We start from the raw sequence: 23313 nt of genomic DNA on the forward strand, positions 1-23313 counted from the left end.
AGGCCTTGCATGACAACCACGATCACGATTATTCAAACCGATTCGCCGTCTTCCAACTGGTCCCAATGGCCCGGGCTTTACGACAACGACACCTCGGGAATCCATCACAAGCGAGCAGGAGACGGGCAAACCTCGACGTCATCGGACGGGCAGTGGTCGAACACCGACGATTTGCTCAATCAGCTGATCCAGTTGTTGATGCAGTTCAACAGCAACGGTAACGAGGGCAATACCGGCGATGGCCCGGACTCGGGTGACGCCATCGGCCGGCATCACGGCGGCGGCGGATGTCACCATCACCATTGCGATGCGCCGGAGGACGGCACGGGCGGCTCATCCGGCAAGACCCACGGCACCTCATCCGACAGCGACGCTACCGACTCGACCCAAGCGAGCAGCCGGTCCGGCAAGGACCAGCCGGCGCTGGAGGGTCCGACAACGCCAGGCAAGGCATACACGCCAGGGAAGAATCCGAAGATCGACCGGTGGGAAAACGACATCAACCTGGCCGCACGGCTGACGGGGCTAGATGGCAACCTGATCGGTGGGCAGATGTGGGCCGAATCGCGCGGTAATCCGAAAGAATGGTCGAAAAACAGCGACGGTACGCCGGACCTGAGCCTGATGCAGATCGGCCAGCGGCGCTGGGAAAAGGACGTGTTGCCGACGCTAACGCAGCAGGACAAGGAGAACATTAAAAAGTTGACCGGCAAGGACGCGAAGGACCTGGACGTGAGCAATCCGCACGACAACGTGATCGCGGGGGCCTTCGAACTCAAGTCCCACATCATCGAAAGCGGCGGTGATCGCAACAATCCGATGGCTAACGAAAAGGCGCTGAAGAAGGGGCTCAAAGACTACGTCGGAGTGGGCGACGAAGGGAAATACGCAAGAAACGTTATGACCAACTACAACGTATTGAACCAGCACAAAGAACTGGACGACAGCCAATAATGCGCAGAAGCGCCGGAGCCCTGCCTCGATAAAACGATGTTGCCCGGCGCAATCAGCGCACATGTCCCACGGGGCGCAGTTGCCGTTGCAAACGGCCGGGCTCAGAACTGTGCCAATCCAATCCCAGGTGGACTTACGACGGAACCCGAGCACCCTGGCCAGTCGTACTGGCAGCGGTTTTCCAAAATAACGGCGCGCTGCCCAACAAGGAGCACAACATGACCATTACCATTTCCATCACTCAATCGGATTCGCCCTATTCGGCGTTCAACCCGGGTAGCCCGAGCTACACGTACGGCACCGCCCCGGACGCTGCACACCACAAGCGCGCTGAGCAAAGCGATTCCATGTCGTGTCCGGCGAACGGCACGTCATCGGACGACTCCGATTTCTTGCAAAAACTCATCGAACAATTGCTGGCCATGTTGCAGAATTCGCATAGCGACGACGACAATTCGTTCGATGACGACGGTGCGACGTGCGGACATCGCTCCCCGGCCCCGTCAACGGATGGCGACGACGAATGTCCATGCTCACCGCATCATGGGCACTCGGCTGCGGATAATTCCCAGCACGATGGCAAGGCGCCGGTCGCTAGCGGCGGCTGGGGTACGATCACCGATCCCGTGACCAGTGGCGGCTGGGGCACGATCACCGATCCTGTGACCAGCGGTGGCTCGGGCACGATCACCAGCCCGGCGTCCAACGGCGACTCCAGCACGGTCACCCATCCAGGGAGCAGCAACAGCAAAGACGCGTCGACGAACTCCACCGAGTCCGCAGACCCCTTTAGTTCGTCCGGCAATAGCAAATTTGACTCTTCGGGCGTCAGTCAGACGCCCGGCACTCAGTTTTACCAATAGTCGTCATATGGCTGAGCCGCGCCGTTGTGGCGTGGCTCAGCCGCTACCGGCGTGTCGCACACGACATGCAGATACGCATAGCGCTGCGCTGGCAGTATGAAGTGCTCGCTGGCGTCGCCGTCGAACAAGCCGGCATATAGCCCCATCCTGGCGGATCTGCAGCGATCCGTCCTGTCCGTGCGGGGACACGATCAGCCGCAACTTGCTGGGCGCACCGGCTGGGAATTCCGGATCGCCGGCGTTGGACCGCGGTCAGCTCGTCACCATGCTGGAGCCGTTTGCGCAAGATCCATTGCCGCTGAACGTCGTCTATCCACCGCATCGGCAGCGGCAGGTGCTCGCCACCTGCTGGGCATTTGTCAGATTTCTCGAAAAGCGATTACGCACGCGTCTTCCCCAATGATCGAAGCCGCAACTACATTGCTTGCAGCCACGTCAATACTGTATTTCGGGAACTTCCCGCAGTGTACGCCCCTGGTAACGGGGCTTCGCGCGCGTTCATGGTAACGCGTTGCAAAGCGTCCTAAAGTGACAACGTCAGCACTACCAGAGAGTACCCGATATGATGTTGAGCCCGTCACTTCATCCTCGTAATCATGATGTAGACCTAACAATAGATTTCGGTGAACGCCTGGCGCAACTGGTCGGCGCCCCACCGCGGCTGCAGACGGCGCCGTCCAGCCATGCGCATCACCACGGCCAGATTGAAAGCCTGCCTCACGCGTGGAAAAAACAGATTGAGGCACGCAGCCGCGCGATGACTCAATTGGAAGGCCTGCCCCATGATGGGAACGTGCGTTCAGTGCCTGTATCAGCGGTGGACAGGCCTTCAGTACAAACCCTGCCCACGCCCGATAGCACCTCATCCGCGCTGAGCTTGGCCGAGATACACGACCTTGCTCGGAATTGCAGGAACCTGATCGCCCGCATCACGCGGTCCCCGTCAGAACGGCGGACCGTTTCGTCGGAAAGACCCGTTGCAGGCGCGTCGCAACGCGAGGTCCGCCTGCCGCGCGCCATCACGCGGGTGGGCTTAGGTACCGCCATGCGCGGCGTGTATGCCGCGATGGCCACCCCGATTCAACTGTTCAAAGGTTGCACGCAAACTACTTCCGACGGCCTTGATCAGTCTTCCGAATTAATTGAGGCTGATCCACTGGACACCATCAAGCGAGCAGGCATCTCCGAGGAAATTTTCAGCCGGAACGAGAAAATCGCTGCCGACGGCACGTTGGCCTTGCTGGCGGTCATGGAAATAAAGTCAGGCATTCAAGAAATGGCGCATGCCGCCAAGCACCACAAGGAACTAAAACGCTCGATCAAGCAACTCGAACAAGAAGTCGCCTGTCTTGAGCGGCTCGCCGGCGTTGCCGGCTCAACGCGAGATCGCAACCGTCCCACACAAGCGGCTTCGGTCCGACTGTTCACCGATGCGCAATCGATGATGACATGCTTGCGCGCCGTCATGGAAGTCAAGCGCCAGGTGATGACATTCACGCGGCAGCAAAACCGTGCCGGCGCCGCATTAGGGGCATGCTCGATCGCTTCCGGTAGCACCGTGCTGGCCAAGGCCTCAGTCGGCATTGCCGCCAAGGCTGCGCTGTGCGCATCAGACAGTCCTGCCGCGGCGGCGTTGGATCACGTCGCAGGCCTCGCGACGTTGGGCCTGGAGCCGCTTGTCGGCGCCACGGCGCTCGCCAGTGGTGCATACAAGGTTCATCGTTCGCGCCAGCAGCTCAATGCGTTCCGCGCCGCCAAGGTCGCAACCGACGCGCGCTTGAAAGACGCACATATCGATGCCCTGATCGATCAATTGCGCCAAAACGGGCACCATCTGAATCCTGAAGACGTCGAATGGCTGCACCGCTACGCGCGATTTCAATCGCTAAAGTTGGAACAGCGGGATCAGTTCTTTACAAGCTATGCGCGATGGAACAACAGTTTCCTCGCCGGCAGCGCCGTCTACGCCGCGAGCACGCTGGCCAAGGCCGGCGTGGCGGGCGCCATCGCCGCCGGTACGGCAGGCGCTGCGGTAGCCCATCCCGCCGTCGCCGGAGGCCTCCTAGCCGTGACAATAAGCGGACTTCTCATGATGAGCGCATCATCGCAGCACGCGCTCTTTGACTACCGCAAGCAACGGCGCTACCAAACCTACTACACCGACGATGACCCAGAATTGAATCGTACGTTCCTGGAATCAATGGACGTGCTCAATTGGGGCAGCAGCACTGCAACGCCGTTGGACGGCTTGCTGCTGCAATCAGCATTCTACAAACAGATATATCAGCGTGAAGACCGGCGGCAAATATTTCTGAGCCAGGTCGCGGACCAGCTCGGCAAACGCTACGACGACAAATATGTTTACACCGGCGATTCTGACGCGCGTGGAGCCAAACCGTCCACCCAGCAATTTATTGCGAACACGGCCCGACGCGCGGCGCAAGACTCAGTGGGACGGCTGAAGGCAGCGTCATCGTTCCTGGCTCAAAGTGCCAAGCTGAACTCACCGCACAGCGCGACACGCGCCGCCAAGCAAGCTTGGAACGACTCACGTCAGTATCTGACCCGAAGCAGCTTGAGAACATGGCTCGCCCAACCGACACGAGAAGCACAAGCGGCCCAAATTGATTTGCTGGAAGGCATGCTGGACACCCAGGCCACTTATTTGCGCAGGAAGCTGCAGGCCAAAATACAGACCTATCAGAACGTAGTAAGCAAGTTGAGCGGCATTCCTGCCCCATCTCCGGACGGGCACGCCATTGAAGACGTCAGGCTCAGCACCGTGGACGCCGACGACAATACGTCGCACGAACACAAATTCAAGGCACTATTCGCCCCGCTGGATGCGACCGTCACGCACGTCGAGGATATCCGCGTCGAAAACCATCCGACTGACATGCCACGCAACCTCGCGCTGAAGGAAATCCTGGTTGGGTTGGACAAGGATCTGGAATATGATCAGCGCCTGTATCGCGACGCATTGGCCGTACGGGCGCAATGCCGTAAACTGAAGCGCCAACTGCCGTTAACGAACGCACACGAGCGGCAACTGGCTGTTGCAATCGACCAGTTCATCTCGGTGCAAAAGGGTGAACTCGTTGACCCGCATGCGCGCCGCGCCGACTTGGCATCAAGCCACGACAAGTTGGCGACTTATCTGATGAAAAGCGCACCGAAACGCTACCGCGACCTGCGCGGCAAGCTGAATGAAACGCTGATGCAGGCGACGCGGCAGATTGACCTGTGTCGTGCATGGCACGATGGCGAAGTGGCCGGGACGCGAGAACCCAACACGTCGGATGCGGCACCGCGCCAGCCACGACGCGCATTCCCCGACTTCAGACAGCGTCACACGGTTTTCTGAAACGGTGCGCGTTTGGCGGCAGCAGCGTCGGAACCGTGCGTCGCTGCTTCACGCGGTAGCAGGCCCGGTTCCGGGTTTAGCAACAAGGACTTAGCTTGCGTATCCAAAGGTTGTCCACATCGTTGCAAACAAAATATGTGAATAAGCCGGTGTAAATTGTGCAGCTGAGATGTTGCGTGGTGCCCTGTGCGCCGTCTGCCTTACCAAGAGTGCGTCGGGAAAAACCATTCGTTTGCCACATCAAGCTTGCGCGCGTGTTTGCGCTCAATCAAGCGCGCTCGTTCGCCCACAGACTAGCTGCGACCGGTCGCGCAGGTCACGTCCGCAAACACGCGTCGATGTATCATATCGTTACGTTTTCTTCACCCCGCTTACCTGTTGTCCTACATTGACGATCTCTGCAGATTGCGTCAGGTGCAAGTTGCCCAAATACCCAAACCGAGCCTGCGGTAATCAACCCGATGCAAATAAAAGTGGCACGAAAGATGGGCAGCGAGTCCGTGCCCATCTCAGTCGTGAACAGCGATTGGAAAAAGATCAATAAAACACTTGCGACAGTCACACTTAAACTCATGGCTAGCATTTGGGCAGTCGAAAACAGAGCATTACCACTGCTCGCGCCAGGCCCGACAAGGTCCTTTAACGTTAGCGCGTTCATTGCCGTGGTTTGTATTGAATACAATGCGCCAAAAGCAAGCAGTTGAATCATTCGTAATCCAGCTGGTTGCTCTGTTGAAACCAAAGAAAAGCTAGCTATTATGGCGCCCACTAACAGACTGTTGCTCGCCAAGATACGGCGATAGCCGTAGCGAGTAACGAGAGGGGCAATGAATCGTTTTGCTCCCATGGCCGCCGCTGCTACGGGTAACATCATCATCCCTGCTTCATACGGCGAGTAACCGAGGCCGATTTGTAATAGCAACGGAATCAAATAAGGCATCGCATCGCCTCCAATGCGCGCGACCAAGTTCCCCACTAGACCCACACGGTATGTGCGTACATTAAATAAACTTAGCGAAAAAAGCGGATAGTCCGTGCGCGCTGCATGCAATCCATAGGCAGCGAATGTCACCAAGCTGGCGCCTAGTAACGTCAATACGATGGTGTTGGACAAATTATAATCGGTTAGCCCATTGAGCGACAAAGAAATTGCCAACACGCATGTTACAAACAGTAAATATCCTTTTAGGTCAAAACGTTGCACCGGCAACTTTATATTATCCATAACGACCCGGCTTGCCATCAAGATCGCTATACCAATCGGCACATTCATCACAAAGATCCAGCGCCAGGAGGCAACCGATACAATCCAGCCCCCAAGCGTTGGCCCCAAGACCGCCCCAACGAGTCCGGGTATTGCCACGAAGCCCAACGCTTGTACATACTGGCTGGGGGGAAACGTTCGCATAATGGCTAGCCGCCCCGCCGGCAATAATACACCGCCGCCCAGCCCTTGCACCACCCGCGCAATCACCAGCTCGTTCAACGAGCGCGATGTTGCGCAACCGATTGAACCAATTGTGAATAAAGCAATGGCCACCAGAAATACGGACCGTGTTCCAAAGCGATCCGCTAACCAGCCAGAAGCTGGGATCAGCATCACCACCGTCAATGAGTAGGCAAGCACAATCGATTGCATGTGCAGTGGATTTTTATTGAAACTGCTAGCCATCGTTGGCAAAGCGGTATTCAAGATCGTAGCGTCAAGCGTTTGCATAAAAAAACCGATGCCAACAACCCACAGCAGCCCAGATAAAACTCCTTGTTTTTGCATTTCTTTTTTTCTAGTAGTAGAAAAGAGTAACGGGAGGAAGTAGGCAAATAGCGTTGCCTACCTGGCCATGAAAAAGTGCAACAATTTCAATCTTACATCTTTGAGACAACGGGTGCGCGCAACATGGTGTTGAGCGTCTTGACCATTCCTTGTTGCGCGAGCAGAAGCGGGCGCTGACGGACATCGGGCGTGAGCGAGTAGCCAGAGCGTGCGACGGATCCAGGGCGCGACGCGGCGCTGCGATGTACTGAACCACCCCGGGGATCTGGGGACCGGTTGGTTTAAGTTAATATGGGCCCATCAGCGGTATTTCTGAGTTGCCTGTAGTAGTTTGCCTCAGCTTCAGCCAGTGAAATATAGCCCAGTGGTTCCAGCAGCCGATGATGGTTGTACCATGCCGCCCACTCTAGCGTCGCCAGTTCGACGGATTGTCTCGTTTCCAGGGGGCGCGTCGATGAATCAGTTCCGTCTTGCACAAGCCGTTGTTTGTTTCAGCCAGCGCGTTATCGTAACTGTCACCGCGACTGCCGACGGACGGCTCGATGCCGGCCTCGGCTGAACGTTCGCTGTATCGAATGCTGACGTATTGAGCCCCCTGTCGGAGTGATGAACCAGAGTCCCGTCATTGCACGGCTGTCGAGCGTACAGGGCCTGTTCAAGTACGTCCAAGACGAAATTGACGCGATCCAGATCTTCAGCACGCCATAGACCTGCAAATTGGCCTGCCAGACGCGCTTGATCCGCAGTTGCATAATCTCATCACCTCTCGCACGGGCACAGCGTTTGGACGGATCGCGAAGCTGCGCAGCATGGCGCCGGTAGCCCAACGGGGCAATCCGCAAAACCTTGCCGATCGGCTCGACCCCGAAGGTGTCGCGATACTGATCGACAAAGGCAGCCTCCTAAACCCGGTGCGGTTCAAATAGCGCACCTGATAGGGATTGACTTCGATAGATGCGCAACGCGCCTACATCGTGCCAATATAAAAGTTAAACGTTGGAGAAAAGAAATTCCAACCCCGAAATGCCGTTTAAATATTTGATTTTATTGGCCCGCCCTGCAGGATTCGAACCTGCGGCCTACGGCTTAGAAGGCCGTTGCTCTATCCAACTGAGCTAAGGGCGGTTAAGGGATTCAAGATTGTACTGCATGCGCGCCGTTCGCTGCGCATCGGGACCTGGACCGTCGGCTTAGATGACCGATACGCTAGCCCAACTGCGCCATGGGCAGGCAGGCGTTCAATTATAACTGAACACTGCGGGCCGGCTTAGATTGCCGGCTCGCCATACCGCGACAGCGTAACGCCTAGACCAACGATTGAGGATTGAAGAAGAACCAGCCGAGACAAGTCAAGCCGGCAATCACGCAATAAAGACCGAATGAAGCCAACCGCCCGCGGCCTTCGAAATAACGCATCAGAAATCGCACGCTCAGATACGCCGCGATGCCGGTCAGCACGCCCCCTAGCGCCGCGTCGGCCAATTGCGCCGGCGCGTGAAACAGCTTAGGCACCTCGAGCAGGCCCGCCCCAAAAATAATCGGCGTACCGAGTAGGAACGCAAACTCCGCCGACTTTTCTGCGGACATGCCGACGCCCACGCCGGCGATCATTGTCAAGCCGCTGCGCGAAAAACCCGGAATCAGCGCACCGATCTGCGCGATGCCGACCAGCGCGGCCTGCTTGAACGTTAGATCCTCGGGCGCACGCGCCGCGCGCGCGCGTTGCAACCGGTCGCCGATCCATAGCAGGATACCGTTGATCACCAGCGCCAATGCCACGATACGCAAGTCGTGAAAGACATGTTCGATCCGCTTTTCCAGCAGAACACCGACGATGCCTGCCGGAATTGTGCCAATCAGCAACGCCCAGGCCAAATGTCCGTCCTCGGTACGGCGGCCGCCCAGCGAGCCGAAGAAGCCTTGGATGATCGCGCCCCACCGTGTGCGGAAATACCACAGCAGCGCAAAGGCGGTGCCCAGATGCAGCGCGACTAGAAACGGCAACAGTTGCGGCGCATGCTTGTCGATGTGCATGTCGAACAGTGCCGGCACGAGCAACGTATGCCCGAGGCTGCTGACCGGGAACAACTCGGTCACACCCTGCAAGACACTCAGGAAGATCAGAAACACAAGGCTCACGAAAGAAAGTCCTCCAGGTAAATGACAGCATCAGCGCGGATCGCGCAATAAACGGGCGAGGTAACGCCCACCCGGAGACATCCTGTCAAGTTTTCCGGCTGGCAATGACGGGTGCCCGATAGCCCGTTCGACGGCGCGCCAAGAACACCAACAGCCGCCACGCACGCATACGGCCACAGCGCCTCGCAATGGATTCGGGGTCGACGAAAGCGCCGCGGCCGATCCGCTTGGCACCCCCGGTCGTCGCGCGGGCTCCTTTTTGGCATGACAGCCGAGGCGTGTCTGTTCGGCAGATCGCACACCATGGCGGCCGCTAGTTATCATCGCGGTTATACATGCATTGCGCGTTGATTCGGACTTGAATATGCCACGACAACGCTCGCTTTCGACGATTAACGGGCTCGACCTCCAGAGCCCATGCCCGCCCTTTACGCAGCTCTTGCGCGCTATGCACGCGGCGCTCGCCAGGTTGCAGTTTCTGGTTGCCATCCTTGCCGCGGCACGGACCGCGGCAGTGACAACACAAAGGCGGCAGACCGGTTATTTGGCCAGCTTATAGAAGAGGAACGTGCCGCCGGTAAACATGCCAAAAAGCGCACATCCCATCACCATTGCCAAGTCCATGATCGTCTCCTCTCCAATACGGTATTGTCTGAGTGATTATCGACAGCGATCTGCCGCCGGACAACCCGAGAGAACCCGCATAGCCGGCATCCAGCGGCGCACCGATGTCATGGAAAACCCGTCCACCGCCAGGCAGCGCGCCTGACTGCAAAGCGGCATTTGACAACCCCGGGCAGGCACCGCCGGCAGCAGGGCTGCCCACTTTTATGTTTCGATCAACATGCGTTTCCAGAACCAGGATGTCATCGAACTCGAACGCGAACGCGCCAGCTTGCTAATTGCACCACAATCAGGAGGTCGCCTGTTGCGCTGGCGCGTGGGCGACCACGACATCATTGGATGGCCGGACAACGCGAATTGGAACGAGCCCGCCCGGGTGCGCGGCGGCAATCCGCTGCTGTTCCCCTTTCTCGGCCGGCATCGCGTCGACGGCACGATCGGTCGATGGCGCGATAGCACCGGCGTTGTGCGGGCAGTGCCGATGCACGGATTCGCCCGCGATCTGCCGTTCGAGCCGACAATCGACGTGGCTAACGCCCGCATCGACATGACACTGACGGACAGCGACGTCACCCGCACCGGCTATCCATTCGGCTTCCGGTTCGATGCGATCTATCATCTCGTCGACGGCCACACCCTTGACGCGACCCTCACGACGACAAACACCGGCGACACGCCGCTGCCGTACTATGCGGGTCATCACTTCTATTTCTCGCTGCCTCACGCGCTGCGGGGCGAATCCCGGCTCACGTTGCCGCCGGCGAGGATGCTGTACCAACGCGATGATGGTGCGATTGCCGAGGCGGCTGCCGCGGCACACGAGTATCGTCTCGACGACACGCGTATCGTCGACCGTTTCCATGCGCTGGACCCGCTGTCAAGTGGGGCGCGGGTCAAGCTGCACACACCGTCACTGGGCCGCACGATCACGCTAGCACTCGAGCACCCCGGCTCGATCCCCTGGTATGCCGTCACGACGTGGACCGAAAAACCTGATTCCGATTTTTATTGCATCGAACCCTGGCTCGGTTTGCCAGATGCCATTCACAATGGACTTGGGTTGCGCTGGCTTGCACCCGGGGCGAGTGAGAGCGCGGTATTGCGAATCCACGTAGCGCTTGACGAATGACGTAGAATGAATCGTTTTATGCCCCGCCCCCATGGCCCGGCCAACGCCCTGCGGGCGTCGCGAGTTTCGATGCAGAGAATAAAAAGTGGTTTTGCCGATGGTTGCAGCACGATGTTCAAACGCGTGTGCGCCCTCGGTTCGGTGCAGTACGTGACGGTATGCTGCGGTATCGCATTGTTGCTGTCCGCGTGCGGTTCCGCCCCGGTCGGTTCTGGCTTCTATCGCGTCGCGCGGGGTGACACGCTTTCGCGGATCGCCCAACGTCACGGCCAAAGCGTCGCTGCGATCGCGCGGTGGAATAATCTGCCTAATCCGAATGTGATCGTAGTCGGCCAGGTCCTGCGCGTCGCGCCGCCGACTCGTCCGGCACCATCACGCGGCGCGGCGGCCGCGCCGAACACCACTGCTGCGGCTAAGGTCAGGCCTTCGTTGGCACCCGCTACGACAATCAACTTGATCTGGCCCGCCCGAGGCAACGTGGTACGCCGTTTCAACGGCGTGGATTCCAAAGGCGTCGACATCGCGAATGCGCCCGGCACACCCGTGGTCGCCGCCGCGACCGGAACCGTCGTCTATGCCGGCAATGGTCTGCGCGGTTACGGCAACTTGCTGATCGTCAAGCACAATGCCAATTTCCTGACCGCCTATGCACACAACCGCACACTGCTAGTCAAGGAAGGCCAGAACGTCGCGCAAGGACAGACCATCGCCGAAATGGGTGACAGCGACAGCAACCGGGTCGCACTACACTTCGAGCTGCGATACGATGGCAAGTCGATCGACCCGGCCCGCTATTTGCCACCGCAATAGCGGCAAACGCAGGCGCCGCGTCGCACGACGCTGACCGGCAGGCCGTGCTGCGTGCGGCGTCAAGCATCCACCGTTGGGCTCAGCGCAGGTGCCCGGTCTTCGGATCGACCCGCCTGGCAAAGGCGATCAGTACGCCGACTGCAACGGGCGCAACGAGACAAAATGCAAGCAGCACGATCTCCCCTCCCCCGCTATCGATAGTCTGTTGACGTCGATCATACGCGCTCGGCCAAAACCGTGCAGACATCGAACGCCACCTAACCAATATTGCTGATAGATTGTCCGTTACAAACAGCAGACACGGCGGTGTTGCCAGTTCAGGATGTTGCTGGCTCCTGAACATCGGCCATCATGCTTGCCACTGCGATCCCGTCTTAATCCCGCGAATTAGCTCAGTTTAAATTCGCCCAGGAAGTGGCGCCCGTAGCGCTGGTTGATATCGGCGAAGCGAAACAGCGTGAGAAAATCCGCGACGTTGAAATCCGGATCCCATGCGGGTGCGCCGCAGATCCGCGCGCCCAGGCGTAAATAGCCTTTGATCAGCGGCGGCGGTGATACCGCAGAGCCAGTGGCGAGTTCGTCCATCGGTAGCGGGGTATGGGGGAAGGCCCGGTATTCCGGCGCGGTCATCGATGCCTTGCGCAGCGACATGAACAAGTTGGCCGCGTAATGCCCGCCGTCCACCATCGGGACGCTCGCACAGCCAAGCATCGTCTCATAGCCGTTTTGCAGCATGTATTCAGCCAGCCCCGCCCATAGCGACATGATCACTGAACCGCTACGATAGTCCGAGTGCACGCACGAGCGCCCGACTTCGACCATCTTGGCGCGCAGATGCGTGAGGCGCGAAATGTCGAATTCACTTTCTGCATACAACTTGCCGATGCGTGCCGCCTGGTAGGGTGGCAGCACACGATAGGTTCCGACGACCTGCAGCGTGTCCAGGTCGCGCACCAGCAGATGGTCGCAGTACGCGTCGAATTCGTCGACGTCCTGGCCCTTGGGGCCTTTAAGTTGCGCCCCCATTTCTTCTGAGAAGATGCGATAACGCAGCCGTTGTGCTTCGCGAAGCTCTTCTTCCGTCCGCGCCCAGGCCACGCCGAGATGGTGTTGTCCAGCAACCGTTTCTTGCGGCCGAGGAAGACTCCTGCGTGAATCGAGGGGAGTGGACGCAAGCGGCAGGGTAGGATTCGGCAACTCTCGCATTGGCATGTCCTGTCAAATTACAGAAAGGTTGCGTGCAATGTAAAAATCAGCAGTGAGTGTGGATGGCAAACATGATGATTCGGTGACAACATACGCAATCGACACGAATCACACAAGATCCGGATTCACGGCGGCATGCAGCACGGCCTGCGCTTGTTCGTCACGGCGGCGGTTGGCCAATCACCGGTCCCCCCTTTTTGATGCGTCAGTTCGCTTCCTTACCGGATAGCAGCAGTGCGGCGACGCGGCCGAGCATGGGCTGATGGCCCACCACGACGACCGTTTCGGCAATGCCGTCCGGCCACAGCCCACCGCTGCCAATACGGCGGCGACATCTACATCGGGCGCGCGTTCGCGTAGTACGCGAAAACGGTCGGTCAATGACTGTGCCGTTTGCACCGTTCGATTGGCCGGGCTGCTGGGCACGGCAGCCTCGTCGGGCAGCCCGGGACCCAGCCACTTAGCGATTTGCTCGGCTGCTTGTGTCCGCGGGCGGTCAATTGGCGCGCCAAGTCACTGGGCGCCCGGCCGGTTTCGCGTTCAGGAAGGTTTTCGGCATCGGCGTGACGCCAGAGAATTAGGTTCATTGTCGTTGCTATGGTCCGTGCACAGAATTGACTGTTGCACCGGATTCAGCCGCGAAGGCGGCTCCGCATGCAGTTCGACAGTGTGCACGGCGACGACGACGCGCGCATGTCCGGCGTACTGACGCACCCACTACGTGCGCGGGTACGGATACGGGTGCAGGTGCCGGTATGGGCGCAGTACACAGTATATCGACACGGTGCACTTAGAAAATTGACGTCGCATCAACCATTCGACTATAATCATCAATTCGGCGGAGCGTAGCGCAGCCTGGTAGCGCATCTGATTTGGGATCAGAGGGTCGTAGGTTCGAATCCTATCGCTCCGACCAATAGAATCAAGCACTGATAGAACAAAAATTTACAATAAAAAGTGGCCGGCCGCGTATTGGTCACGGGCCGCTTACACGCTATCCCTGGCGGCATACGGCTTTACATCCCTACCCTGCAAGTCATTCCGACGCTCGACCAGCCAGGGCTCCGGTTCCGCAAAGCTTAGCCGCTTCAACTGAACTGGGGACGACTTGAACTGCGGCTGTTGACTGACAGGATCGCGGGCATAGGTAGTGTGCTGATTGGCTGCCTGATGGCCTTTGCCGAAATGGAAGGGGATAAACAACTCCCCGGGCCGCACCGTGTCCACGACCATCGCCGGCCCTTCCCATCGCCCGCGCATCGACGACACCTCCACCCAGTCTCCAAGGCAAATACCCAGCCGTTGCGCGTCGTCGGGATGGATTTCGACATAGGCATTTGGCACACGCCGATGCAGCGCTTCCGAGCGTCCGGTCTTGGTTCGCGTGTGGAAATGGTAGACGACACGCCCGGTCGATAGGACGAAGGGGTAGGTTTCGCTTGGCGGATTGGGCGGCCGGCGCCATTGTGCTGGCCGCAGGAAGGCGCGGCCTTTGGGATCGATGGCCTCGTATTCCGCGCGCGTGTGCTTGTCGCCGGTTAGAAAATCGGCGCCGTAGCTTTCGCAGTCGTCGATCCCGGTCCAGAAATGCAGATCCTCGTATAGTCGCTCGCTGCCCTCCGGATGTTGTTCGTTGCAGGGCCAGCGTACGCCGCCCTTTTTCAGCAGCAGCTCGTAGGTCATCCCTGAGTAGTCGCACGGCCGCCCCTTGGACACGCGTCGCCACTCGTCGAATGCTTCTGGTGGTTCCCGGTAGCCGATTAGCGGCTTACCGTCCCGATCCTTGAAGCCAAGACGGCGCGCGACCTCGACAAAAATCTCGAGGTCGGTGCGGGCCTGTCCCGGCGGTTCGACGGCCTTGCATAGCAGATTGACGGTGCGGTCAGCATTTGTCACGCAGCCGGTCTTTTCGCCCCACATGGCCACAGGTAAGTAAATGTCGGCCAAAGCAACCGTTTCGGCGTCGACAAAAGGGTCCTGCACGACCACGAACAACTGCTCCAGGATGCGTCGCGTACGGTTCTGGTCGGGCAAGCTGACGATCGGGTTGGTGCCGATCACCCACAAGAATTCGATTTCCCCACGCTCAGCGATTTCGAGCATCGTGATGATGTCTTTCGGTACCTCGGGGTGGAACGTAGCGGGGTCGATGTTCCAGAGTTCGGCCAACTCCCGCATATGGGTGAGGTTGTGGGGATTGCGATAGCCGGGATAGGAGCCGTCCGCCCCAGCTTCCCGGTTCGACATGGCGGAGGGCTGCCCCGCCATTAACAAGGGACCCGCGCCGCGCTTGCCGATGGCGCCGCGCAGCAGGTGCACGCTATTGACCAGTGAAGAGGACGCGGTCGCCTCCACAGCCTGATAAAACCCCTGCAGCACGGTAGAAACCATGCGATCTGTACTGCCTATCCATTGTGCCGCCGTCTCGAGCGCGGCGGTCTCGATACCGCAGATGTCAGCCACGCGTTCCGGCGGATATTCGGCCACGACCGACTGCATCAGCTCGAAACCAACCGTGTGCTCGCGCACGAAATCGAGATCTACCGCGGCGTTCCGGATCAGCAGGTGAATCAGCCCATTCATCAGCGCCACGTTAGTGCCAATTCGGATTTGCAAATGCAGGTCTGCTCCCTGGCGCACGGTCGGATTCTTGCGCGGGTCCACCACAATAATACGGCCCTGGTTGCGTTGTTTTGCCGCTAGCATCCGCTCCCACAGCACCGTCTGCGCCTCGGCAACATTGTGGCCATAGAGGCATAGGAGTTCTGCATCGTCGATGTCGACATAGGAAGCAACGGGACCATCGGCGCCAAAATTGGCCATCAGCCCGGTGGCCGCAGTCGCTGTGCACAGCCGCGTGTTGCCATCGATGTTCGACGACCGCAGACCGCCTCGCCAAAGCTTGCCCAGGGTATAGAACTCCTCTAAAGTCAGTTGTCCGGAGTTGTAGCAGGCGAGATTCCCGTGGCCCTGTTTCCATGCGTCTTGGAACTTTTGCACAAAGAAGTCCAGCGCTTCGTCCCAATCAACCGGTTCCAGAGGCGCTCCTTTGGCGCGCCGGATCATCGGTTGCCGTCCGCGGCGAGGACTTTCGTTCGCCACCCAAGCATTCTCGCCCTTAGGGCCAAGATGCCCGAAATTCACCGGATGGTCTAACTTCCCGCGAACGCCCACGATGCGCTCGTCCTTGACAGCGATTTCCAGACCGCAGCCATTAGAACAAAGTATGCAGGCGGAATGGACCCATCGATCGGGATTTCCCGAGCACTTGAGATTTTGATCCTGACGAGGTTCCATGATCCCTCCCGAAGCAAGTTCTTTTAAAGGCGCAAACAACATTCCCACGCAGCGCGACAGCGCGGTCAGTACCAAAATCGTTGCTGCTGCCTCAATCCCGCCGGAGTGCTCTGCCCCCGGCAAACGGGGCTGGTCGGAGCCAATTAAAGTTCGTTTTCGAAAACGAAGACGAACATGAAAAAGCGCCTTACGAAAGAGCACATCGTCGGGTTTCTGAAGGCGGCCGAGGCCGATATGCCGATCAAAGCGCTGTGCAGGAAAACACGGGGTCAATGACGCGTCGCTCTACATGGGAGTGAAGTTCGGCAGCATGGAGGGACCGGAAGCGCACCTGCTCATGCCACGGACACGAAAAAGCGGCGATGGGCGAAAGACCGAAGGCGGAACTCGTGTTGAGCGAAGCGGAGCACGAGCAAGTCACGGCGCTGACGATGCACCGAAAGATGGCGTAGGCAGTGGCATTGCGAGCGCGGATCGTGCTGGCCCGCGTCGATGACATCGACAACAAGACGGGGACGTGTCATCGAAGGCTCCTGCCCCCACTGGTCCGCCTTCATGGTGCACCCTGTGACTAATATAAGATCCGCAAGGGGAGTATGCCTGTCGTCTTAGCAAAGTTTCGAGATTTAGCCCACCCGTCTAAAAAGCAGGGCCGTCATTTCGCAAAGGAGGCATCGACTCGCCGGTGAGTGAGCGGGACACAGCATTCAAAGCGGGGCGCCGCATTCAAGCGCGTCATTGACATGCCGTCTTGCGCGCTCTGGTACTGCGCCAAGCAGACTTGCGGGAGACGCACAATACCTTTAAGTGTGCGCCTCATTAGGAACATATTGCACTATGACTGGCTGTGCAAATATGTACACACTCTTTTTAATCAAGTTCCGGCGACGTACGTACTGGCATTCTTACTTTAAAAACTTTACCATCCGAAAGAAAGAAAATAACCCTAGCATTGTCGCCCGGTGTAATTAAGTGAGTGGGCTTTTCAAACATCAAATGATATTTACCAGGAACGAGAGCAAATTCGCCTTTTGCTGGGACGGTAAATTTATCCAATTTAACCATTTTGCTAGATTCTGAATCGAATACCGTTTGATAGATTGTAATTTTCTGGTAATCTGGACTGATAATTTTGGTGACGTCAAGTGGCTGATCGGAACTGTTTTTCAATGTGATATAACCAGCAGCAGGTAGTGCGTTGGGTAACCAGCGCACCCATACTGACCTTTCCACCGATGTGATGTCAGTCGATACAGGGGTTTTGGCAATTGCTGAGATAGGGGAAAACCAAGTCAATACACCAGTTAACAGCAGAGCAAGCAGCCTCATGATTTTTCCTCTTTAGATGGATAACTAAAAGTCCTGCCTTAAGTCGAAAATTCCATTTAGTGATTGAATTTGATCCTTAACCTATTTCGCGTACCTCCTTGGTGAGTTTAAACATGCAAGCGCCAAAACGCCTAAACATTGCATATTAGCGTATCCATAAAAACCAGGTTGTACAAATTAACAAGTCGATTGCGTGGCGTTTAACCAACACTTTTAGCTTGATTAAATTCCGGCGAGCCGCTATAAAAGGCGCCCGTGTTAGACTTTTTAGCTTACGGTTTTTCACTTGAAAGCGATCCGCGTGTTTCTTGCGATCATCCCGCCACAGCTTGAGTTTTACTTTTCCTTCTGCACAGCCCGCGCCAACATCGCGCTATTCAGTGGCCTCGGAGCTCGATGCTTGATGCCGTACTGCCGAGTCCATTCGGCGATCGCTGCGCTTAGATAACCGGGCCCTTACCCAGGCCCTTTGTCACGCCGAATCGCTTTCGGACTGCCACGCCTATTGTTGATTTGCCGCAGCGCACAGATCACTCACTCCGGCGGCAACGAAGTCGATCTCGATGGCGAGCGCTTCACGGTTGAAGTCGTCGGTCACGTTGAACAGCCGGATGCTGCGCTCATCGGCCAATGAGTTGTGCATGAAGAAGTCCGTCGAGCAGACCGAGTTGACAGCAGACGGTACCGCTAGCGGTTCAGGTACCTGCGTGGCTAGTCGCTTGCGCGGCCGGGCATTGTCGGCCTCTAACTCCTTCATCCGCGCGATCAGCGACACATCCATGTCGCCGTACTTCAAGCGCCATTTGTAAATTTTCGGGGAATTACCGCACCGCTCGTATTGCAAGGCCTGCAAGGCCGAGCGCCATTACGCCGGCTGCGTCAGCATACCGTGCACGCGCCATCGGACCGCCATTATGCGCGCGCAAGGACTCCACGACATTGCACCACTTGGCACAACTACCGGCATCGCCGACATATGCGCAAGCGCGCAAGCAGTCGCCTGCGGCGCAGACATCGACCGAAGACCGTCGTTTGATTCGTTACCGACACTGGCGGGTCCGAATTCTGCTTCTCTCTCAAGTGCGGCCACGCGGGTGTTTTAATGGCACGGTAGTACGCTTGACGCTCCATTTGTTCTTGCTGTATGCCGCCAATCGCTCAGCGTCCGATGTGCAATTTAATTCGACGGAAACAGGGGGGTCGTGCACGCTATCCGATGCGGCATGGATTAACCTCTTGTCGGACATCGACATAGCTCGGGTGGCTTTTACGTGGCCGGCAGGCCCTTCCCGTTCGGACAAAGGCGACCAGCACTCGCCATGGCTGCACAGTTCCGTTACGATACGGGTAATGGCAATTTCGCGGAGCAGTCATGACGGAAGTTAACAAGGAGAATTTAATGTCGGATATCAAAACCGTCCTATCGGACGCCGAAGATCTGCTCAAGCAAGCAGCAAGCGCGACCGGCGAACGTGCGACCGAATTGCGCGAAAAGGCGCTTACGCGTCTGAAGCAAGCAAAGGAAAAGGCAGCCGATGTCCAGGTTGTGGTCGTCGAAAAAGGCAAGAAAGCGGCTCGTGCCACGGATGATTATGTCCACGACCATCCATGGACGTCGATCGGCATCGCCGCCGGTGTCGGCATGTTGATCGGCCTGCTGATCAACCGCAAGTAATGCCTGGTGCGACGACGCGTTCGCGTCGTGCCTACCAGCGCGTGGTGTTACCGCGTCCCGCGTGCGCGCGACGCGGTGGCTAATTGAACGTTCCGCCTGCCGCGCCCTGCGCGATCTGCTAATGAGCAACGACACTCAACCGCCACCGCCGATTCAGAGCCCGTTGCGACGCCTGATCGGATCGGTCTTTTCCCTGCTTCACACGCGCCTGGAGTTGATCGGTATCGAACTCGCGGAAGAAAAAGAGCGGCTGCTCGGCGTATTGTTCGCTGGTCTCGCAGCCATGATGTTCGCAACAATGGGGCTGGTCACGCTGACCGTTCTAATCGCCGCGGCGTTCTGGGAAACGTATCGATGGCAGGCGTTGGCTGTACTGACCGTGCTGTATGTTATCGCGGCGTTCGTCTGCGTGCAGAAGGCGCGTTCGGGCGTGCGTCGCGCGCCTTTAATCTTCGAAGAAACGCTGGCCGAATTCGACAAGGACCGTGCCATTTTTCACAAGCCATCGCCATGAACAATTCCTATTCCAACGGCCGTCTCGCCCAGCCGGCTTCGGTGCGCGGCTCGGGTGACCCCAAGGTGCGTGCGATCCGCAAAGAGCTGTTGCTAGCGCGCGCCGATCTCGACCGGCTGGACATCGCCGCCGCCGGTCAGGAGCTGCGCCAAGGCGTCGCAAAGCTTAGTTGGATCAGGTGGCTGCTGCCCGGCATCAGTCGGTTCCGTTCATTGCGCCGGCTTCCGGCCGTCGGTGCATTGCTAAACCAGCATCCGGTGCTCGGTTCGATCGCGTCGGCCGCGTTCGCCGGCCCCGTGCGTCGCGTGGTGATACGCAACGCCAAACCGTTGCTGAAATGGACCGTGGTGGGTGCCGCCGCGTGGCAGAGCTACAAGCTGTGGAAAGCGATACGTCCGCAACGCCGCGCGGCAGCCACCGCAGCGAAGGACGCCGGCCCAACCCCGAGCCCACGCGACGCCCACCGGGACGCTTAGGGCGTTCACACCACGCACGATTACCGCTTGTTGACGCGCTGGAATGCCGTAGCGGTGCCCTACGCCGGCGCGGCGCGCACATCATCGAGTCCGGCAATGCGTCTGCTCGTGCCATTGCGGGAGGGTACCCGCTGGGTCTGACGTGCTGGCAGATCCGCCCGCAGTCCCAGCTGCGCCGGAATTGCTTCGCTGCCCTGTGGCGTCAAGCTTGAACGCACCACACAGGTGATCGTCGGCCATCGGACCATCGTGCAGCGGCTCGGCCACCACGGAGTAACCGCCATTGACCCGCGTCGTACCGGTAACCCGTAGCGCATAGGCGGCGCGCCCATCCGACGGTGCGCGCCCTAGTTCCGCAGGCAGGACGATGGGCTCCGTGACGATGGCAGCCCCGCCGAGCGCCTGCGTACGCTGTGTAAGTTGGATTTCGACATAGTGAGCGGCGCGATAAACGGCGCTGACGGCAGCGACCCGCATACTGCGGCGCATTTGCTCACGATACGTCGGCAACGCATACGTTGCGAGGATGGCAACGATCGCCACTGCTACCGCCAGTTCGACCAGTGTCATGCCCCGGCGTCGAACCGTGCTCAAAACGGCCTGCGGGCCACGGACCGCCATCCGGTACGCACCGTCCGCTGCGTCTCACCAACCCACATCATCGCTTGCAACCATATCTCGCTCTCCTCCTCGACCGCAAAGCCGCGTGCGGTCAGCAGATAAGCGGCTGAGCTAGTCTCTAAGACATCCACCGCCTCGCACAACGTCAAAAAGGGGCACCCCACACTACCCGTTAAGCACGGCTACGCGCTGGCGTGCAGACCATTTGTGTCGTCTCATTCGGCCATCCTGATTCAGTCGGGCCGCGCGCTTAGCGAAACAAATGGCGGCACAGCCTGGTTATTATTACTGCGTTATGCCACGCTATTTAACTACAATTCGCACTTGACAGTGCGCACAAAAAACGCAATGGAAAACGCTTTGAAAATCCAACCTTTGAGCTGCGACTGCCACAAAAGTCGTCGTCTAAGAGCGCATCGAGCCGCTCTACGTAATAATGGCTTTATCGGAGCAAGGCTTCGTATAATTTAGCTAAAACTGATCCGAATGTTTAACTTCTCATGCGGTCTGCGCCAGTACGGGGCAGGTCAGTTAAAACGCCCTGAGTCTTGGCAGCTTCAGGTTTTTTACTTCATCATGCCTTGATCACCTATTGCAGCGCAGGCTCGCAAACGTGGGGAAGCACAAACTTTGCCTTTGCTGCTTCCATGTTGGCGACTGAAGTGACCAATAAAAGCTTGGTGAACACCGCTCCCTGTTCTATAGTAATGTGACGCTTGTGGAGAAACTTGCCAGCGTAGCAATTGCATTACATGATGCGATGCTAGCCGAAGATTGGCGGCCAGGCGCCAGCGTAGGATCGGCGTTATGGAGCCGGTCGATGAGCGGCGTATAGGCCGCGGCGCTGCTGCGCGCTGTTAACGCCGCAAACGAGTTGCATGGCGCTCTAGACGAAGAGTTTCCGCAATGGCGCACCACGCGGCTAAAGCGGTATCAGTTGGCGATGGCAATGAATTACCCCGGTCCGCGCAACAAAATTGGCAATCTATTTGGGCGGGCTTTAGGCCAGCATGCTTAACCTATATACAGCTTTTAAATAGGAGGTAGAATGCTAAGGACAATAGCAACTAAAGCAGCTAAAATTGGCGGCGGTTTCGTGGGAGGCGTGATCATCGACCGTCTATCCAAAACGGACAACAATGCTAACGAAACAGAGACAGTTCAAACGACAAATTCACCGAAAGTCCCTAATCCTATCTTGCAAACAGGTAACCAACGCCTCGGTGATATAAGCCGACGCATCGCGCCAGCAGAAGGGGCAAATCCTATCATCGAGGGTATTACTCATCAATATGACAAGCGTGTGGGTTTGGTGGACAAATGTCGGACTTTGATAACGCAACCCTCTCAGTCAGTGCAGAACGTGCAAACAGTATTCCAGGATCTAGCCGATGATGCTAGGACGGTGCAAGGCGCCTTCAATATTACGCGCGGAGACGCCTCGATTACACCGCAAGAGGCGACTCAAATTACTGGCGCTGTGATAGCAGATACGGCTCAAGGCGCGTGCAAGACAGCGCGGGGCGTCGCCAGTGCGGCACTCGCAAGCGTCACCACAACACCAGAAGGTATCCAGCAAGTCGCAGAAGCGATTAAAGGTCGTGCTACGCATGATGCGACTGCGGCCGTAGCCGGTTTAACGGCGACAACCGCTGTGGCAACGGCCCTCGGCATGGTTCCCCATCCCGCCGCCCAAGTTGCCTCTATTGCTCTTAAAGTAGGTGGAGCGGCCGCAGCGGGAGCGGATCTTTCCGAAAAGGCGCGCAAAGCATCGGGTAAGACAAGTGACAGCGCGTCAAAAAAGGTGATTGGGGAAGTGCTGCGCAAGAAGGCGACCAATAAGGCGCCCAGCGATACGGCTCCAGCACCATCTACTTCGTTGGCTACGGCGACTAAATCCACCCCAATTAATTCTTTTCATGCGATACAGCTAGCGTCAACAAGGCGCCAGAATCCACAGATGAGCCTGACGCAGTGTGTGGAGAAATGGATGGATAAAAATTGGGCGCCAACGGCCAAAGAAAGCTCTAGCAACGATCTGTTTTTACGGCAGGACTCGGAGCCGATGGAAAAAGGCGTGGCACTTGATGAGGAGGAAGTTGAGACAGAAAACGATGAGAATACGACGGAACTGCCCCCAGCAGCGAGCGCACAAGACATTGAGTCTGTCGCGCTGCACGTTCCGCTAGCAATCGATCGCATTTGATTTGAATGCAATTATGATGAGCATTAAAAAGTGTGCGATTCACGGACATCGTTTCAACTAAAATGAGGCGATGGACCGAGAGATCGCCGCGCGATTACATTGGGTGCACCTGTCTCACGAGGCCGGCAACGCCGGCCTCGTGCGCGCGGTGTGGCCTCTGCCGACCGACACTTCGCAAATGGCTACGTCGTTATCAGCAAGCCGGCGAAGCAGGTTTGCTATCCCCAAGCCGCCGTCCACACCGAAGACCAAGCCAGAAGGTTTTTGAGACCGATCGAGCAACGGTCTTCCGACTGCGTGCCGAGCACAAAGGCGCGCGGCGGATCCAGAAT

The 23313-nt window shown here is 57.9% G+C and carries 19 protein-coding genes, 2 tRNA genes, 4 pseudogenes and 1 other annotated feature; of the genes and pseudogenes, 12 read left to right on the forward strand and 13 right to left on the reverse strand.

Annotated elements, in window-relative coordinates; all coding sequences use genetic code 11:
* Positions 1-9 precede the first annotated feature (9 nt).
* Together B0O95_RS07180 and B0O95_RS07185 are read left to right on the forward strand one after the other, a co-directional pair.
* Entirely contained in the window at positions 10-954 is a 945-nt protein-coding gene (locus B0O95_RS07180; protein ID WP_104077273.1) for a lysozyme family protein, read from the forward strand.
* 218 nt (positions 955-1172) lie between these two features.
* Positions 1173-1817 (forward strand): hypothetical protein, encoded by a 645-nt coding sequence (locus tag B0O95_RS07185; protein WP_104077274.1) that lies wholly within the window; start codon positions 1173-1175, stop codon positions 1815-1817.
* A 62-nt stretch (positions 1818-1879) separates the two neighbouring features.
* Here the strand turns inward: B0O95_RS07185 and B0O95_RS07190 are convergent.
* Together B0O95_RS07190 and B0O95_RS15820 are read right to left on the reverse strand one after the other, a co-directional pair.
* Positions 1880-2021 (reverse strand): annotated as a pseudogene (locus B0O95_RS07190) (pirin family protein); the annotation flags it as partial.
* 403 nt (positions 2022-2424) lie between these two features.
* On the reverse strand, positions 2425-2601 hold the full coding sequence (locus B0O95_RS15820) for a hypothetical protein (RefSeq protein WP_158249458.1): 177 nt from the start codon (positions 2599-2601) through the stop codon (positions 2425-2427).
* A gap of 282 nt (positions 2602-2883) precedes the next feature.
* On the opposite strand from B0O95_RS15820, the gene B0O95_RS07200 reads away from it, so the two are divergent.
* Entirely contained in the window at positions 2884-5181 is a 2298-nt protein-coding gene (locus B0O95_RS07200; RefSeq protein ID WP_146064014.1) for a hypothetical protein, read from the forward strand.
* A 343-nt stretch (positions 5182-5524) separates the two neighbouring features.
* On the opposite strand, the gene mdtD is transcribed toward B0O95_RS07200, so the two are convergent.
* The 4 genes and pseudogenes from mdtD to B0O95_RS07220 all read right to left on the reverse strand — a co-directional run bounded on the left by mdtD (position 5525) and on the right by B0O95_RS07220 (position 9094).
* Entirely contained in the window at positions 5525-6955 is a 1431-nt protein-coding gene (mdtD, locus tag B0O95_RS07205) for a multidrug transporter subunit MdtD (protein ID WP_104077276.1), read from the reverse strand.
* Positions 6956-7236: 281 nt separating this feature from the next.
* Positions 7237-7848, reverse strand: a pseudogene (locus B0O95_RS07210) (integrase core domain-containing protein); the annotation flags it as partial.
* Positions 7783-7885 (reverse strand) — a sequence feature (AL1L pseudoknot). (Overlaps the previous pseudogene by 66 nt.)
* 118 nt (positions 7886-8003) lie before the next feature.
* A tRNA-Arg gene (locus B0O95_RS07215) sits at positions 8004-8080 on the reverse strand.
* A gap of 180 nt (positions 8081-8260) precedes the next feature.
* Complete coding sequence (locus tag B0O95_RS07220; RefSeq protein WP_104077277.1) at positions 8261-9094, reverse strand: undecaprenyl-diphosphate phosphatase; 834 nt, start codon at positions 9092-9094, stop codon at positions 8261-8263.
* Between the two features lie 844 nt (positions 9095-9938).
* Here B0O95_RS07220 and B0O95_RS07225 point away from each other — a divergent pair.
* Together B0O95_RS07225 and B0O95_RS07230 are read left to right on the forward strand one after the other, a co-directional pair.
* Entirely contained in the window at positions 9939-10847 is a 909-nt protein-coding gene (locus B0O95_RS07225) for an aldose epimerase family protein (protein WP_104077278.1), read from the forward strand.
* 111 nt (positions 10848-10958) lie between these two features.
* Positions 10959-11657: a peptidoglycan DD-metalloendopeptidase family protein gene (locus B0O95_RS07230; RefSeq protein WP_104077279.1), complete on the forward strand. Its 699-nt coding sequence runs from the start codon at positions 10959-10961 to the stop codon at positions 11655-11657.
* 79 nt (positions 11658-11736) lie between these two features.
* On the opposite strand, the gene B0O95_RS15825 is transcribed toward B0O95_RS07230, so the two are convergent.
* The 3 genes and pseudogenes from B0O95_RS15825 to B0O95_RS16070 form a co-directional block, all read right to left on the reverse strand.
* Positions 11737-11904, reverse strand: coding sequence for a hypothetical protein (locus tag B0O95_RS15825; RefSeq protein ID WP_158249459.1), 168 nt, complete (start codon positions 11902-11904; stop codon positions 11737-11739).
* Between the two features lie 140 nt (positions 11905-12044).
* Positions 12045-12863 carry a GNAT family N-acetyltransferase gene (locus B0O95_RS07235; protein WP_104077280.1) on the reverse strand — a complete coding sequence of 273 codons (819 nt, stop codon included), beginning with the start codon at positions 12861-12863 and terminating at the stop codon, positions 12045-12047.
* Positions 12864-12971: 108 nt separating this feature from the next.
* Positions 12972-13450: pseudogene (locus B0O95_RS16070) on the reverse strand (SixA phosphatase family protein).
* A gap of 67 nt (positions 13451-13517) precedes the next feature.
* On the opposite strand from B0O95_RS16070, the gene B0O95_RS07245 reads away from it, so the two are divergent.
* Together B0O95_RS07245 and B0O95_RS07250 are read left to right on the forward strand one after the other, a co-directional pair.
* Positions 13518-13712 carry a hypothetical protein gene (locus B0O95_RS07245; RefSeq protein ID WP_104077281.1) on the forward strand — a complete coding sequence of 65 codons (195 nt, stop codon included), beginning with the start codon at positions 13518-13520 and terminating at the stop codon, positions 13710-13712.
* Positions 13703-13779: transfer RNA gene (locus B0O95_RS07250), tRNA-Pro, on the forward strand. The genes B0O95_RS07245 and B0O95_RS07250 overlap by 10 nt, the downstream gene beginning before the upstream one ends.
* Before the next feature lie 71 nt (positions 13780-13850).
* Here the strand turns inward: B0O95_RS07250 and B0O95_RS07255 are convergent.
* The 3 genes from B0O95_RS07255 to B0O95_RS17160 form a co-directional block, all read right to left on the reverse strand.
* On the reverse strand, positions 13851-16433 hold the full coding sequence (locus B0O95_RS07255; RefSeq protein ID WP_199180451.1) for a molybdopterin oxidoreductase family protein: 2583 nt from the start codon (positions 16431-16433) through the stop codon (positions 13851-13853).
* Positions 16434-17030: 597 nt separating this feature from the next.
* Positions 17031-17489 carry a copper chaperone PCu(A)C gene (locus tag B0O95_RS07265; RefSeq protein ID WP_104077283.1) on the reverse strand — a complete coding sequence of 153 codons (459 nt, stop codon included), beginning with the start codon at positions 17487-17489 and terminating at the stop codon, positions 17031-17033.
* 502 nt (positions 17490-17991) lie between these two features.
* Entirely contained in the window at positions 17992-18342 is a 351-nt protein-coding gene (locus tag B0O95_RS17160) for a hypothetical protein (RefSeq protein ID WP_158249460.1), read from the reverse strand.
* 519 nt (positions 18343-18861) lie between these two features.
* Between B0O95_RS17160 and B0O95_RS07275 the strand changes: the two genes are divergently transcribed.
* From B0O95_RS07275 to B0O95_RS07285, 3 genes are all read left to right on the forward strand, one after another.
* Positions 18862-19164 carry an ElaB/YgaM/YqjD family protein gene (locus B0O95_RS07275; RefSeq protein WP_104077285.1) on the forward strand — a complete coding sequence of 101 codons (303 nt, stop codon included), beginning with the start codon at positions 18862-18864 and terminating at the stop codon, positions 19162-19164.
* A 121-nt stretch (positions 19165-19285) separates the two neighbouring features.
* Positions 19286-19678, forward strand: coding sequence for a phage holin family protein (locus B0O95_RS07280; RefSeq protein ID WP_104077286.1), 393 nt, complete (start codon positions 19286-19288; stop codon positions 19676-19678).
* The gene (locus B0O95_RS07285; RefSeq protein WP_104077287.1) at positions 19675-20154 is read left to right on the forward strand and encodes a DUF3318 domain-containing protein; all 480 of its coding nucleotides are present in this window, start codon (positions 19675-19677) and stop codon (positions 20152-20154) included. The genes B0O95_RS07280 and B0O95_RS07285 overlap by 4 nt, the downstream gene beginning before the upstream one ends.
* An 81-nt stretch (positions 20155-20235) precedes the next feature.
* Here the strand turns inward: B0O95_RS07285 and B0O95_RS07290 are convergent, their stop codons facing one another.
* The gene (locus B0O95_RS07290; RefSeq protein ID WP_233203198.1) at positions 20236-20748 is read right to left on the reverse strand and encodes a type IV pilin protein; all 513 of its coding nucleotides are present in this window, start codon (positions 20746-20748) and stop codon (positions 20236-20238) included.
* 1075 nt (positions 20749-21823) lie between these two features.
* Here B0O95_RS07290 and B0O95_RS07295 point away from each other — a divergent pair.
* Positions 21824-22981, forward strand: a complete 1158-nt coding sequence (locus tag B0O95_RS07295) for a hypothetical protein (protein ID WP_146064015.1) — start codon at positions 21824-21826, stop codon at positions 22979-22981.
* A 70-nt stretch (positions 22982-23051) separates the two neighbouring features.
* A pseudogene (locus tag B0O95_RS07300) lies at positions 23052-23313 on the forward strand (helix-turn-helix domain-containing protein); the annotation flags it as partial.

The organism is Mycetohabitans endofungorum (assembly GCF_002927045.1).
GTDB lineage: Bacteria > Pseudomonadota > Gammaproteobacteria > Burkholderiales > Burkholderiaceae > Mycetohabitans > Mycetohabitans endofungorum.